We start from the raw sequence: 15,424 nt of genomic DNA on the forward strand, positions 1-15,424 counted from the left end.
AGTGACTGATTTTATACAGACGTTCCAAGAACGAAAAATAGAATTACTAACTGCATTAAGTGAGCATTTACAAATATCGCTTATTTCATTATTTTTTGCAGTAATTATTGCGGTACCGCTTGGCATTTTATTAACGAGAAAAGAGCGAATGGCTGAATTTATAATAGGAACTTCTGCAGTAATGCAGACAGTGCCATCACTTGCATTGCTCGGACTATTAATTCCGTTAGTAGGAATCGGAAAACTTCCAGCGATTATCGCATTAGTTGTGTATGCACTATTACCTATTTTACGCAATACATATACAGGAATACGGGAGTTAGATGAATCTTTAATTGAAGCAGCGAAAGCTATGGGGATGAATAGCTGGAGAAGACTGTGGAAGGTAGAGCTTCCTCTTGCGTTACCAATTATTATGGCCGGTATTCGTACGGCAATGGTATTAATTGTTGGAACGGCTACATTAGCAGCTCTTATAGGTGCTGGTGGGCTTGGTAAACTCATATTGCTTGGTATCGATCGGAATGATCATGCGCTTATCATTTTAGGGGCCGTACCAGCCGCGTTACTTGCTTTATTCTTTGATGTAGTACTTCGGGTGCTTGAGAGTCCAAAACGTTCGTCTAAGCGTGTTATATTGACGATATGTATTGTTTGTATAATGGTTGCTTCTCCATTTCTTTGGAATACCGAAAAGAAAGATATTGTTATTGCGGGCAAACTTGGATCAGAACCTGAAATTTTAATTCAAATGTATAAGCAGCTTATTGAACAAGATACCGATTTACATGTACAATTAAAACCAGGTCTTGGAAAAACATCATTTGTATTCGAAGCGTTGAAATCAGGGGAAGTAGATATATACCCTGAGTTTTCGGGAACAGCTTTATCTACATTCGTGAAAGAAGAGCCAAAAAGTACAAATCGGGATGAAGTATATGAGCAGGCTCGCGTTGGAATGGAAAAGAAATATAGTATGGTTATGTTGAAACCAATGGAGTATAACAATACATATGCACTAGCTATGCCGAAAAAAATAGCAGATCAAAAGAATATAAGTACAATTTCTGATTTAGGAAATATTGCACAGGATGCTAAAGTAGGGTTCACATTAGAATTTGCTGATCGTGAAGATGGTTATAAAGGAATGCAAAAATTATATAACTATAAGTTCTCGAATGTTAAAACGATGGAGCCGAAGCTGCGTTATAGCGCAATTGAATCTGGAGATGTTAACGTAATCGATGCATATTCAACAGATAGTGAATTGGAACAGTACGGACTTAAAGTGTTAAAAGATGATAAAGGGTTATTCCCACCATATCAAGGTGCACCGTTATTAAGAAAAGAGACATTACAAAAATATCCTGAACTTGAAAAAGTATTAAATAAATTATCTGGAAAAATTACAGATGAAGAAATGCGAAAAATGAATTATGAAGTAAATGTGAATGGTAAAAGTAGTGAAGAAGTCGCAAAACAATTTTTACAAAAAGAGAATTTACTTCGTTAAATTTACAAAAAATATACAAATTCATATGTATGAAATGACCGTTCATTATAAAATGAACGGTTTTTTGTGCATACTTATACATTTTTTCAAAAAAGTATTCCATTTTTCTTCATTTTCTTTTAGAATAAGTAATGTTTTCCTGAAAAAATATAAGAGAAGCGTCTATTAGAGAAAAAGGTGACTTTAATAGTTGAACGAACATAACACCTAGAATGACAGATGGGGTGGTACAAATAGAAAAGAAGTTAGGATTTTTTCCATTAATTGCATTAGTAGTCGGAACAATGGTTGGTGGCGGTGTTTTTAGTTTACCGCATGATTTAGCAGTAGGAGCAAATAGCGGCTCTATCATAATTGGCTGGTGTATTACAGCGATGGGAATGATTCCACTCGCGCTCGTATATCAAACGTTAGCAAGAAAGAAACCAGAGCTTGAGGGCGGGATTTATAGTTATGCACGTGCTGGTTTCGGTGAATATATCGGATTTAACAGTGCTTGGGGATACTGGTTAGCAGGAATTTTAGGAAACGTTGCAACAATCATGTTACTGTTTAGTACATTAGGTTATTTCTTCCCCATTTTTAAAGGTGGAAATAGTGTTGCGTCTATCGTAGGAGCATCACTTTTATTATGGACACTTCATTTTCTAATTTTATTTGGCATTCGTGAAGCATCTATTATGAATGTGATTGCAACAATAGGGAAATTGGTACCAATCGTATTATTTATTGTTGTAATGGTAACAGCGTTTCGCTGGGATACATTTACACATGATTTTTGGGGAGAAGGAACTATTTCAGTTTCCTCTATACTTGGTCAAGTGAAGAATACAATGCTTGTAACTCTTTGGGTTTTCATCGGGGTTGAAGGAGCGGTAGTATTATCTGGAAGAGCGAAAAATAGTCGAGACGTCGGTAAAGCGACAGTATTAGGACTTATTTTAGTAATGTCTATTTATATTTTAATTTCTGTCTTGTCAATGGGAGCGATGACAAGAGGAGAACTTTCTGTTTTAGAAACGCCGTCAATGGGACATGTATTAGAACATGTTGTTGGGACGTGGGGCGCAGTAGCGATTAACATCGGGTTAGTTGCTTCACTTGTAGGTACATTAATAGGTTGGTTTTTACTTGTTTCTGAAATTTCCCATGTAGCAGGAAAAGATGGCGTGTTTCCGAAAGTCTTTACGAAAACAAATAAAAAACAAACACCGCATATGGCATTATGGATCTCAAATGGCGTTGCCCAAGTTATATTTATAATCGTTCTGTTTTCAGAGTCAACATATCAAATTATGTATTTCATAGCGTCAACATCAATTTTAGTACCATATTTATTATCAGCGTTATTCCAATTCAAATTAGTGATTACAAATGAACTAAAAGATGCAAAAGTGAAAAATGGTTCGCTAGCTTTAATTGCTTCACTTTACTCTATATGGCTTATTTATGCAGCTGGTTTGAAGAATTTATTACTCGTTTCAATCGTATACGGAATTGGGATCATTGTTTATGTGTACGCAAGAAAAGAAAAAGGAAATCGTTGTTTTACTCGTATAGAGAGATATGTAATGTGGGCAATTGTCGTAGCAGCTGTTACATCTCTTTATATGTTATTGACTGGAAATATAAAAATGTAAAAGTCCTTTTCATTTAAAGGGCTTTTTTCTTTGTCTATAGAATATTTAATACATAAGATATTCAGGAGGGATGAAAATGGAAGGAAAAGAACAGTTGAACAGAATTGTTGATTTAGCGAGTGAAGTAAGGAAAGTGTTAGTGCAAGAATCTTTTTTTAATCATCATCCTGAACTGCGAGGAGTGATTGAAAATTTAGCGAGTGCGGTAGAGAATTTGGCGGAATTACAGCAACATAAAGATGAAAACGCTGAAGATCGTTTACGATATGTACTTGCTAAAATGAAAATTGCTCATAATGCCATCTTACAAGAGAAAAACGCATTTCCATCTCATTAATATACGATTTCATTTTGAACCTGGCGGATAACGTCAGGTTTTTTGTTTCTAGTTTTGCGTTTCTTTCATACACTAAGAATAGTATGAAAAAAAGAAGGTGACGAAGGTGAAATTACATAAAGCTCTTCAGCCAAGTTTTATAAAACGAATGTACTATATGAGGTTTATTGGGAAGTTTACAAAAGCAGAGAGTGAGAAGAGTGGAGAGAATTTCTTTGTACAATGCCTATCGCCAATACCATTCACATTGCAAGAGCAATTGAAAAATGAACCATATGTATTTGAAGGTTTATGTAGCAATAAAAAGAATGAAAAAGTCTTTTCGGAATTAAAGAAAAGAAAACTAGAAAAGCAATTGATTATGTTTCGTCTCTATTATGAAAGAGGACATATATACGTGGAGTTAATTTGTACAGAAGAAGCGCGAGAAATAGCAAACGGTTATAAAATGATTCCAGTACCTAAAGTTTCCGATTATAAAAAGGGAGAGTCTTTAGAAAGAAAACTTAGTAATGGTTATTTGTCATTTCTAATGCCAAAATATCCGAAAGACTTTGAGCCCCCTGAGTTATTGTGGCATGAGGGAAGGTTATATGGAAATATATCTTTAAAATCATCGTCAATTAGTTCAATCGCATATTTTGAACAGCAGCGGGAATGTAAGTATATAGAACTTAATGACTGGATGAAGTATGTAGAAATAGCGGTAGAAGATCAATTATATTTTGTAAGCAATCATGTGTATGAGCAATTAAAAAAACGAATAACTGAAGAAGGTAAGCTTGTAGAGGTAGAGGAAATAAAAGTGCAAAAGGATGAATGGGAATGGGATGAGCGTGAATCCGTCTTTTTACAGTATGTGAAAAGTTTTATACGTAATAAAGGGCTATATTTGGATGAAACAGATATTTATAACTTTCATATAAGTACAAAAACAAATATGTTGACGATTCTGGGGGGGATACCAGGTGCTGGAAAATCCCGTTTTGTGCAAGCTTATGCAGAAGCACTTGGATTACAATACGGGGAAGAATTGGTTTGGATCCCGATTTCACCATCATATCAAGAACCACATGATTTACTTGGTTACCTTCATCCAAATGGTACTTTTATTGAAAGTGAAACAAAATTAGTTAGGGCGTTAATGAAGGCAAAAGAAAATCAAAATCAGCTGTATATAATCGTTTTTGATGAAATGAATATGTCACATATTGAGCATTGGTTTACTCCATTTCTATCTGTTCTTCAACTTGAAAAACAAAATCGTATTTTAAATTTATATGAAGGTGTGCAAGAAAAAGAAAATTCAATTCCGCCAACAATTGAAATTGGAGAAAATATTATATTTGTTGGTACTGTGAATTTTGATGAAACAACGAAGGAGCTCTCAGATCGATTATTAGATCGGACGAATGTAATAACTTTACGAAAGATTCCGTTTTGTGAGATGTGTATGGAGCAAGAGAAAGTTGTATTACAACCACCTCTGAAAGTAACTGCAGGAGAATTTCGCATAAATTGGGTCAGGAATAAAACGATGATTGAGGTGTTTTCTGAAGAAGAGTTAGAGCTATTAGATAAGTTACATGGTGTATTGTCATCACACGATACGTCAAAGGGAATTTCTTTTCGATGTGCAAATGCAATTGCTACTTATTTGCAAAATATACCGTTCCAAAATAATCATTCTTATATGATTAGTAGAGAGGAAGGATTTGATTTACAAATAAAGCAACGTGTATTTACGAAAATAAGAGGGACTGAAATGATGGTTGGGTCTTTACTTTCAGAGGAAGTAAAAAGGGGGGCAACATTAGTACCTCTTTTGCAATCTCCACTTGCAAACAGAGTATCTACATTTGAACACTCTTTAGCATATATAAGAGAAAAGCGTAGAGAACTGGAGTTGTATGGTTATGCAAAATGATGGGCGATACGAAACAGAAATCGTTGATACGAAAGAAACGCTTCCTTTTGTATTAAAGTTAATTATTGGAACGGAGTCAAAAGGAGAATATATTTTATTAAATCGTCTTTGTACCTCTGCAACAGCATTAGTTCAATGTATTTATAAAGTGCAAGAATTAAAACCAATTAGATTGCAATACCATTATGAAAATCCAATGAATATTACTTTTATATGGAATAAAGTCTATGAGGGACAGAAAAATATAAAAGAGACAAAATATGAAATAAATGAAAAAAAACAAAAGGTATTAATATATGAACATGGAAAAACGGAATTCTTTTATCCATGGCGTTGTGGTTTATATCATTTTGAGGTGAATATAGAAAATCGAACGTATTATGGCGCTTTTCAAGTCGTTCCAAAAAATTTTTTTGATGATCAATTTGAAATGATTCAAAACTATGTGAAGTCAATTTTAAATGAGTTGATTTTAGATAGAGGTTATTATAAAAAGACTTTCTCTGCACTTAGCGATATTGAAGATTCTTCTTATCTAGTGTTACTTAGAAAGTTGCCGCAAAAAATGAAAAAGATAAAGCAAATTTTTAAGAAAATAGAATCGAGTTCAAAATTTATACATGAATATAAATGGGAAGAAAAGGAGCGGAAAGTAACGAGGAAAGGAGCGGTAGTGGCGGAAAGAAAACCGTACGCAAAATATTATAATCGTAAGTTTATCGAACAAAAAAATAGTATAGAAAATGCATTTCTTAAATTTAAAGCGATGCAATTTTATTTTTATTTACTTGAAGCCGAAAGTTTTTTGCGTCAAACAATTGAAATATTAGAAAGAGAAAAAAAGAAGAAATCAGAAGAATTTCAAGCTGTAAAAACGATTATACAAACAATTGAGCGTAATGGATCAGTGACCGATAGAGAGAAACAAAAATATAAAAATATACATTTACTAAAAGAGGCGGATTTACGAAAAAGTTCTATGAAGATACAAGAATATAAAATTTTAGCACATTTCGTACATGATAGTGTACAATACTTTCAAACTTTAATGCATTCTCCATTTTGGAGAGAAGTTTCTGAAACGGGTAGAATGAACGCACATAATTTACCGATACCACATCAACAATTACTACAGCATTTAGATTTACTCCCACAATATACAGATCAATCTCCATCTTTATTATTTGTTTATAAACCAACTTTTTTAGTGTATGAATATTACGCTTTTTTTATCGTTATTTCCATGTTAGAGCAGATTGGTTTTGAAGCTAGAAATTCCATTCGTGAACAAATACAAGAACATTTTTATGTAGATGGATTACAAGATGGAACGACAGTAGTTTTACATCGAGATGATATGAAAGTCCATGTCGCATTTAATGATTTAATTGAAACACATCCTCTTATTGCATTAAGTAAAGGGAGTAATTTTTATAATGGAGAAGATACGAAGAAGCCAGATATTCGCTTAGACTGTTATGTAAAGGGGGAAGAGAAATACGTCTATCAATCTTCTATTATTATTGAAGTGAAGTATAGCCCAATGTACAATATTTTTCAGCACGTTGGGAATACGAAAGCAACTGAGCAAATGTATAAGTACTGGTCTATAAAATTTGTAGAAGAACAGGATGGAAAGCGAGTCTATCATCGAAGGGCCATTTATGAAGTCATTTGTGTATATCCAGGAAGTCATATGCATAGTAAAAAAATTGAGTCTGGTTGTGGTATTTTCTTACAATTATATCCATATAAAACAAAGCAAGGGGAAGAGAAATTAGCTGGAAAACATGGAATGGTACAAATTTTTGAGAAGTGGTTAAAAAGCATGAAGAAGTAAAAGAAATCCTTTTTTATAAAGGATTTCTTTAGATTAAGAAGAATTATATGCAGTAGGGGAGACGGCTTCATACGATATGAATTTGCAAGTAATATAAATATATTGTGAGAAGGATGGTACATGAGGGATAAGAGATGATTATGATGGAATTTAATTCGTTTTGCAGAATATAATAAGTCATAAATATTTTTAGTTGCATACGAAGATTTGTTCTTATATGATAGATAGTGAAAGCGTTATCAAAAACAGAGCGGCGATGGGAAAGGCGGGGAAATATGTTCCAGCGTGTTCAAACAAAGGAAGAACATTTTTGGTTCGAGCAACTATGGGGAGATTTTTGTGAAGAAAGAAACTTAATGTTCGTAGAACGTAATTTAAATCCATCACGATTTTTATTAATAGAAGATGAACATCATATCGGTACAGTAGAATGTATGAAGTATACGGTACCAGAACAATCAAATTCTGAGTTTTTCTATCCGTTTTCTAAAAATGATTTAGTGAAAGATTTGCAAAATGTATATGAAATAGGCAAGTTAAGTATTGCGAAAACGTCTCGTGGGAGAGGACACTTCAAAAGACTAACAGCTATTTTATTTATGCATGCATTAGAAACAAAAGCAGAATGGTATATCGCAGCGGTTACAAAAAGAATGTATATGTATTTATTAACACTCGGTTTCCCAATTGAACCGATAGATAAGCCATTTCAATTTCATGATACTTTACAAGGTGTACCAGTACGAATTCATGCCCGAAAAGGGGCTACGCATTTGTATTCTTTAAAAGAATTTCGAGATGTAATTCAAGGAAATGCCCATGCACAGGCATTAATCGCAGAATACAGTAAGAATATTATGTTAACCAAATAAAACGAAATGAATATGTATAATAAAGAGAATGCGATTTTAAAATGAAATTATTCTTCATGAAAAAGACCCTTATTATTTTAATAAGGGTCTAAAAAATTATAATCCAAATATACTAAAAATCATTTTACGGCGCTTCGGTTTCTTTTCACGTTCATATATTGGCTTTGTATCGGGAGTAATATAGATTGGTTCTTCTTTCTTGAGGGTAGCTTCTAGTTTTTGAATTCGCTCTAACATTTCCTCCATTTCACGGCGATGTTGTAAAAGTTGGTACGTAACAACATCATTTGCCTTATCTTGCATTTGTTCTTCCATTCGATCTAGTCTTCTCGTAATTGTGTTTAATTGAGCGGTTAATTGCTCAAAATCATGTGATGATATGTTTTGAACAATTGTATTTACTTGAGTTTTCAATTCTTCAACATCATTTGATGATGTTTTTTGAGTAGGGTGAGTGTTTTGGGACTTCTCTATTTGTGAAAGATGGTATTCTAACATTTGGTCTAAATCATCTTGTGTAAAAATAAAGTGACCATATTTATTTTTTTCTATAGTAAGATTTAATTGTTGTGCAATCCGTACAACAGCCTTTGGGCTAACACCTAATTTTTTTGCGATAAATGGTGTTTTATATTCCAAAATAATCCCTCCTATATATATCCTGTTGAATGATTTCGATCTATGAAGTAAGTTCCCTTCCAGTGTGACAAAAGAAGTGTGGAATCGGCAAAGAAAGTGTTTTTTCACGAAATGAAGCTAGGAAGAATATATCGTGAATATAAAAGTTTTTATCTTGAAATTTAGAATCATTTGACTGAGGGAAATGAATTAGATTATCATAATGATAAATATCTTTTTTATGTATGCATATAATATATAAAAAGGTGGTTGCTAATGTAGAATTTTGTTAGAGTATTAGAATGCTTACTTCACTTGAATAAAATTAAGTAGGAGGTGGCTTCCTTGCTTACAATGTAAGTAAGGAAAAGTATTTGGACATATATAGTATAAGTATAGTGATTGTTTTAATTGCCTTAACGGCATTTTTTGTTGCAGCAGAATTTGCAATTGTTAAAGTGCGAAGTTCAAGAATTGACTATTTAATTGCAGAAGGAAATAATCGCGCAACATCTGTCAAAACAGTCATTACAAACTTAGACGAATATTTATCTGCTTGTCAGCTAGGAATAACAGTTACAGCACTGGGAATTGGGTGGTTCGGTAAACCTGCGTTAAAGCAAATGTTTGACACATTTTTTGTGAATTTGAACATTTCTACTCAACTAGCAGATATTTTTGCTGTAATTTTAGTGTTTTTGTTTATTACATTTTTGCATGTTGTAATAGGGGAATTGGCTCCAAAAACATTTGCGATTCAAAAAGCTGAACAGGTGAGTTTATTTGTTGCTAAACCGTTAACTTTCTTTTATCGTATGGCGTTTCCATTTATTTGGCTATTAAATGGATCAGCCCGAATAATTACGAAGTTGCTAGGGCTGAAACCACCGAAAGGGCACGATGAAGTTCATTCAGAAGAAGAATTACGGTTATTAGTTTCAGAAAGTTACAAAAATGGAGAGATTAATCAGTCTGAATATAAATATGTAAATAAAATCTTTGAATTTGATGATCGTATAGCAAAAGAGATAATGGTACCCCGAACTGAGATGCATATTATAAGTAAAGAAATGCCTGCTGAAGAAGCGTTGCAAAAAATGTCTCGGGAAAAATATACGAGATATCCAGTTGTTGATGGCGACAAAGATCACGTAATAGGCTTTGTGAATTTTAAAGATATTTTCACAGATTTTGTGCAGCATAATGCGGTTAGTAATAAGAAAGTAGAGCAATATATTAGGCCGATTATTTTAGTTATCGACTCTATCCCAATACACGACTTATTTTTAAAAATGCAAAAAGAAAGAACACATATTGCTATATTGATAGATGAATATGGTGGTACGTCTGGACTTGTTACTGTTGAAGACATTTTAGAAGAAATAGTTGGAGATATTCAAGATGAGTTTGATACAGATGAACAGCCAGAAATTCAACAAGTTAGTGAAACGAAAACAATACTAGAGGGAAAAGTACTTGTTAGTGAAGTAAATACGTTATTAGGTTTAACGATTGATGATAATGGTGTTGACACAATAGGTGGATGGATTTTAACGAAGAATATAGAAATTGCCGAAGAGGATTTCATTGAAATCGAAAATTATAAGTTTTGCGTAAAAGAATTAGATGGACACTATATAAAGAGACTAGAAGTTACAAAAACTGTAGAATCAATTGTTATTTTAGAAGATGAAAAACAAATTTCATTACAAGAACAAATTAGTTCGTAGACTCTGCTAGATGGCAGAGTTTTTTTTGAGCATAATGTTTTTGGCAGAATAAGGGCTATGTTACAATGAAATAAGTCAGACCTTTCACTAGGTGAAGTATTGTTGTATACATATATTTGAAAGGGGAAGAATTATGAAAAAGCATTTATATATAAATGGAGATTGGAAGTCTGTAAACACGTATAAACCATTATACGCACCATACTCTGAAGAAACATTAGCGGAAATTGCACAAGGAACGGAAGTAGATGTAAAAGAGGCTGTTACTGCCGCAAAAAATGCAATGAAAGAAATGAATACATTATCTGCATATGATCGAGCGACTATTTTAGAGAAAGTCGCACAAAAAATGGATGAAAGAAGAGAAGAATTTGCAGAAATTATTGCAAAAGAGGCTGCAAAACCAATACGTGCTGCAAGGGGGGAAGTAGATCGTACCGTTCAGACATACAAATTTGCAGCTGAAGAAGCGAAGCGTATATACGGTGAGACACTGCCACTTGATGCGGCACCTGGTGCAGATGGGCGTATTGCATACACAATACGAAAACCGATTGGGGTTATAGGAGCTATTACACCATTTAATTTTCCATTAAATTTAGTGGCACATAAAGTGGGCCCCGCAATTGCTGCTGGAAATACAGTTGTATTAAAACCAGCTGATCAAACGCCTCTATCATCTTATGCATTAGTTGAACTATTTGAAGAAGCAGGATTGCCAAAAGGGGCTTTAAATATTGTTTCTGGTCCTGGTTCAACTGTAGGCGAAGCAATAGTTACAAATGATGATGTTGCTTCCATTACTTTTACGGGAAGTCCGAAAGTTGGACTTGGAATTAAGGCAAAGGCTGGGTTAAAGCGAGTTACGTTAGAACTAGGATCGAATGCCGCTGTTATTATTGATGAAGATGTTGAATTAACAGATGAATTAATTGAACGAGTAAAATGGGGAGCATTTGTTAATAATGGACAAGTTTGTATTTCGGTACAACGCGTTTTTGTACATGAAGAGAGACTGGATGAATTTTTATCTAAGTTACAGAAAGCGATGGAAACAGTTGTTGTTGGTGATCCGTTGCTTGAGGAAACGGATGTATCAGCTTTAATTTCGAAAAAAGATGTCGAGCGTATCGATAACTGGGTGCAAGAAGCAGTTAAAGAAGGAGCGAACGTTTTGTATGGTGGTAACAAACGTGATGAAAGGATTTTTGAACCAACTGTATTAACGAATGTTCCAGAGCATGTATCTGTACAGTGCCAAGAAGTGTTCGGTCCACTTATGACAGTAAATACATTTAAAGAATTTGATGAGGCTATAGAGCAAGTAAATCATTCACGTTACGGTCTGCAGGCAGGTGTATTTACAAATAATTTGTTTAAAGCTATGCGTGCAATTGATGAGCTTGAAGTTGGTGGTGTCATGATAAATGATATTCCAACGTTCAGAGTAGACCATATGCCTTACGGGGGTGTGAAAGAAAGTGGTACGGGGCGTGAAGGAATTAAATATGCAATCGAAGAAATGACAGAAATGAAATTAGTGTGTATTAAAAAATAAAGGAACTAGAACTTAAACATCGAAAAAAAACGAGTAGGAAATGTTTACGATTCCATACTCGTTTTTTTTGTTTATTTGACGTTTCTTAGAATGATTTCATTTAATCAAGTGTACCTTTTACTTCATTTCTTGTTTGAAAATAGCATCTTCTACATAAATTTGTTCTTTGTCGACAGCAGTGCTATGAGATAATACTAAACCGATTGGTGTTTCTGTACCTTTATTTTGAACAATTGTAAAAGGAACATTTTTTTCGTTCGCTAATTTAATGTATTTTGATAAATGTGGGTAAGCAATGCCACCATTTAGGAATATTTGTAATGATTGAGAAGAGCGCATGCTACTAGCTACTTCAGAATATACATTACTTTGCATTACTTGACCGATAGTTAAAGCGATTTCTACACGCTCACGTAATGTAGTTAAATACATATTACGTTCTTCTGGTTTGTTTTGCTTTTGGCCGTAAATGCCTTCTTGGAGATAATCTTCCACATTTTTATTTACCATATTTTTCACACCTTTCCTTTTCTATTGTACGAAAGAATGAAGCAGGATGCAAAAAAAGTCGCATCGAATATAAAAAATTTGAATGAAAGGAAGGAAAATGGAATGTAACAATCTAAACAATTAATAAAGTTATAAAAATTTTATCAACACATATTAACAAAATGTGACAATAATCTATTAACGAATCATGTTTTTTGTGTTAATATTCAAAATATAAAGGGTGTTCGTCGCATGGAAATGGAGGAATGGAGGTTTTTCCAATCGATAAGGATATTAAAGAAGTATTTTGTTCGCACTTGAAAAACAACAGGCACCAATTCGTTGAGAACTGGAAAAACAAAATGATAATTTCCGATAAAGATCCATTTAGACTAGAAGCAGTTCAAAATGGAGAGGATTTATTAGAGTTTATTATTGAACTTACTATGGAAGAAAAAGATATAAATTATCTTCAGCCATTATGCGAGAAAATTGCTATTGAGCGTGCAGGAGCAGATGCGAATATAGGTGATTTTGTTTATAATGCAAATGTAGGAAGAAATGAGCTTTTCGAAGCGATGTGTGAATTAGATGTTAGTGCACGTGAATTGAAACCAATTATGGCCCAAATACATACTTGTTTTGACAAATTAATTTATTACACTGTTTTAAAATACTCGGAAATTATATCAAGAAATTTAGAGGAAAAACAGCAATATATTAACGAAACACATAAAGAAAGGCTGACAATTTTAGGGCAAATGTCAGCTAGTTTTGTACATGAATTTCGTAATCCGCTTACTTCCATTATGGGGTTTGTCAAATTATTAAAGGCAGACCATCCTAGTTTATCGTATTTAGATATTATTTCTCATGAATTAGACCAATTAAATTTTCGCATTTCGCAATTTTTACTCGTATCGAAAAAAGAAATGTGGACTGAATCTGAACGGTTTTGGCTAAATGATTTGTTTCAAGACATTATACAGTTCTTATATCCAAGTTTGGTCAATGCAAATGTTTCTATTGAAAAGAATTTGCCATACCCAATTCCGCTTACTGGTTATCGGAGTGAAGTGAGACAAGTATTTTTAAATATATTAATGAACTCAATTGACGCTCTTGAATCAATGAAAGAAGAACGAAAAATTATCATTGATGTATTTGAAGAAGATCAATCGATTCGGATTGTAATAAAAAATAACGGGCCAATGATTCCAGCTGAAAATGTAGAAACGATTTTTGAACCATTTGTAACTACTAAAAAGTTAGGAACTGGTATTGGGTTATTTGTATGTAAACAAATTGTAGAAAAGCATAATGGGTCCATCATGTGTCGTTCAGATAATGATTGGACAGAATTTCAAATTGCATTTCAAAAATAAACAGTCTACACCAAATGAATGGTGTAGACTGTTTTAATTCGTAAGTATAACGGCTACTAATTTAGGATCTTTCGTTGAATAACCTAAAATTGAAATTGTATAAATAATGTTCGGTTCGACTTTGAAATCCGGTATAGTTAGTAAGACACTTTGATGATCTGCGAGTGAAACTTCTATATCCGCTGTACCAGGGCTAACTTCTAAAAAATCTGTTATTTGTTTAAAGAGTACATTTTCAAATAAATGATCGCCAGCTTTTAAACTTACATTTACAACAGGGGTATCAGGAGAAAAGTGTGCAAAGCGTATTTTTGCCTGGCCTGCTGGTAAATGAGTATTATCAAGCATAGGTTGTAATTGTAGATGATTATCACTATTTATTGCGGCAAAAGTATAAGTGTGATTTCCCATTATTGGTACTAAAGCTGAAAAGATGGGCGTTTCATTTCCAACAGGAACGATATCTATTCGGTACTTACCTTGTACTAATGTTAAATAAGGACTAAATTGTTTAAATGAAATATTTTTAATTACCTTTTGCCCGTTTACTAAAATGTCAACGGCAGGTGTATTTGAAGCAGAGTGAAAAAATCTTATGTGCGATGGTAAAGCAGCTTCTTGTGAATTTCTTTTTTCGTATGCCTGTACAAGATTCGTAAGCGCATCATAATATTTCATATATAGTTCTACATATTTTTTTGGATTATGAAATTGATAGTAACGAGCGAGCTGTTCGTAACGTGCAGCTTCTTGTCCATATTTTTCGATTTCAGGTTGAGACATAAACATTCCTCCTTTGTCATCATTAAAACTATATGCTTAGCAAGAATGAGGTTATGCGAAAAAATTGTTTTTTAAAGGAGAAAGGTTGAAAATTAATAATAAGTATTTTTTAAGGATAAGATAAGTTTAGGTGAACGAAAGTTATAATTTTCTAGAGGATACAAAAATATATCATCCATATTGGCAGAGGAAGTGTGTATTTCGAAATGAAAAATTTGAGAGCATAACACGTGACATGTCGAAACCATGTCCTGAAACCCTTAGGAAACTAGGGATTTTTTTAATTATGGGCAAATACACATACAAAGTAATAATTGTCCTACATAAATTATAAAGGAAAGGTAGTTTGAAATTAAGGAAAGGAATGAAACCTGGGATGGGGATATCCCGCAAGGAATTGTGAATGGAGTTATGGACGGTTTTGTGCTTTATACTGTAGGATGAATCGTGATTTTGTAATACTATTGTTTCTATTTATGTTAGCAAGTGACGGTATTAACTGATAAAAGAGCGTCGTGCCGAACTGATTAATGTGGTTAATCGGTTCTTTTTTTATTGTATAAAACGGATGGAGTTGTATGTGAAATATTGATTTCTTTAAAATAATTGCTATGCATTTAGTAGGATTAATTGTCGAGTTTTGTTTAAAAATATGCAATATAAAGTAGGAGAACAGGAAGGAGTTTAAAGGGAGTTTCGTCGAAGTTTACACAATGTCGGCATTTGAGGGAA

At 33.4% G+C, this 15,424-nt stretch carries 12 protein-coding genes; 9 read left to right on the forward strand and 3 right to left on the reverse strand.

The features are described 5' to 3' along the window. The first annotated feature begins 1 nt into the window (after position 1). The 6 genes from PQF83_RS05745 (at position 2) to PQF83_RS05770 (ending at position 8,129) form a co-directional block, all read left to right on the forward strand. Entirely contained in the window at positions 2 to 1,513 is a 1,512-nt protein-coding gene (locus tag PQF83_RS05745; RefSeq protein ID WP_000129131.1) for an ABC transporter permease/substrate-binding protein, read from the forward strand. Positions 1,514 to 1,725: 212 nt separating this feature from the next. Further along, positions 1,726 to 3,153: an arginine-ornithine antiporter gene (arcD, locus tag PQF83_RS05750; RefSeq protein ID WP_000129462.1), complete on the forward strand. Its 1,428-nt coding sequence runs from the start codon at positions 1,726 to 1,728 to the stop codon at positions 3,151 to 3,153. A 76-nt stretch (positions 3,154 to 3,229) separates the two neighbouring features. Next, on the forward strand, positions 3,230 to 3,490 hold the full coding sequence (locus PQF83_RS05755) for a hypothetical protein (protein WP_000398576.1): 261 nt from the start codon (positions 3,230 to 3,232) through the stop codon (positions 3,488 to 3,490). A gap of 106 nt (positions 3,491 to 3,596) precedes the next feature. Next, positions 3,597 to 5,417, forward strand: coding sequence for an AAA family ATPase (locus PQF83_RS05760; protein ID WP_000766180.1), 1,821 nt, complete (start codon positions 3,597 to 3,599; stop codon positions 5,415 to 5,417). Then, positions 5,407 to 7,257, forward strand: a complete 1,851-nt coding sequence (locus PQF83_RS05765; RefSeq protein WP_001178635.1) for a hypothetical protein — start codon at positions 5,407 to 5,409, stop codon at positions 7,255 to 7,257. Before PQF83_RS05760 ends, PQF83_RS05765 begins: the two co-directional genes overlap by 11 nt. A 275-nt stretch (positions 7,258 to 7,532) precedes the next feature. Continuing rightward, positions 7,533 to 8,129 (forward strand): hypothetical protein, encoded by a 597-nt coding sequence (locus tag PQF83_RS05770; protein ID WP_000487805.1) that lies wholly within the window; start codon positions 7,533 to 7,535, stop codon positions 8,127 to 8,129. A gap of 96 nt (positions 8,130 to 8,225) precedes the next feature. Here the strand turns inward: PQF83_RS05770 and racA are convergent, their stop codons facing one another. Then, positions 8,226 to 8,768, reverse strand: a complete 543-nt coding sequence (gene racA / locus PQF83_RS05775; RefSeq protein ID WP_000456007.1) for a chromosome-anchoring protein RacA — start codon at positions 8,766 to 8,768, stop codon at positions 8,226 to 8,228. A gap of 353 nt (positions 8,769 to 9,121) precedes the next feature. Here racA and PQF83_RS05780 point away from each other — a divergent pair, with 353 nt between their 5' ends. Further along, entirely contained in the window at positions 9,122 to 10,477 is a 1,356-nt protein-coding gene (locus PQF83_RS05780; RefSeq protein WP_002163665.1) for a hemolysin family protein, read from the forward strand. A gap of 133 nt (positions 10,478 to 10,610) precedes the next feature. Beyond that, positions 10,611 to 12,035 (forward strand): aldehyde dehydrogenase family protein, encoded by a 1,425-nt coding sequence (locus tag PQF83_RS05785; RefSeq protein ID WP_000716475.1) that lies wholly within the window; start codon positions 10,611 to 10,613, stop codon positions 12,033 to 12,035. A gap of 117 nt (positions 12,036 to 12,152) precedes the next feature. Here the strand turns inward: PQF83_RS05785 and PQF83_RS05790 are convergent, their stop codons facing one another. Then, the gene (locus PQF83_RS05790; protein WP_000247572.1) at positions 12,153 to 12,545 is read right to left on the reverse strand and encodes a YueI family protein; all 393 of its coding nucleotides are present in this window, start codon (positions 12,543 to 12,545) and stop codon (positions 12,153 to 12,155) included. A gap of 245 nt (positions 12,546 to 12,790) precedes the next feature. Between PQF83_RS05790 and PQF83_RS05795 the strand changes: the two genes are divergently transcribed. Beyond that, positions 12,791 to 13,909, forward strand: coding sequence for a BA2291 family sporulation histidine kinase (locus PQF83_RS05795; protein WP_000451748.1), 1,119 nt, complete (start codon positions 12,791 to 12,793; stop codon positions 13,907 to 13,909). 33 nt (positions 13,910 to 13,942) lie between these two features. On the opposite strand, the gene PQF83_RS05800 is transcribed toward PQF83_RS05795, so the two are convergent. Then, entirely contained in the window at positions 13,943 to 14,692 is a 750-nt protein-coding gene (locus PQF83_RS05800) for a DUF4397 domain-containing protein (protein ID WP_000081833.1), read from the reverse strand. Positions 14,693 to 15,424 lie beyond the last annotated feature (732 nt).

The organism is Bacillus sp. FF-1, from assembly GCF_028548245.1.
In the GTDB taxonomy this organism is placed as follows: Bacteria; Bacillota; Bacilli; order Bacillales; family Bacillaceae_G; genus Bacillus_A; species Bacillus_A paranthracis.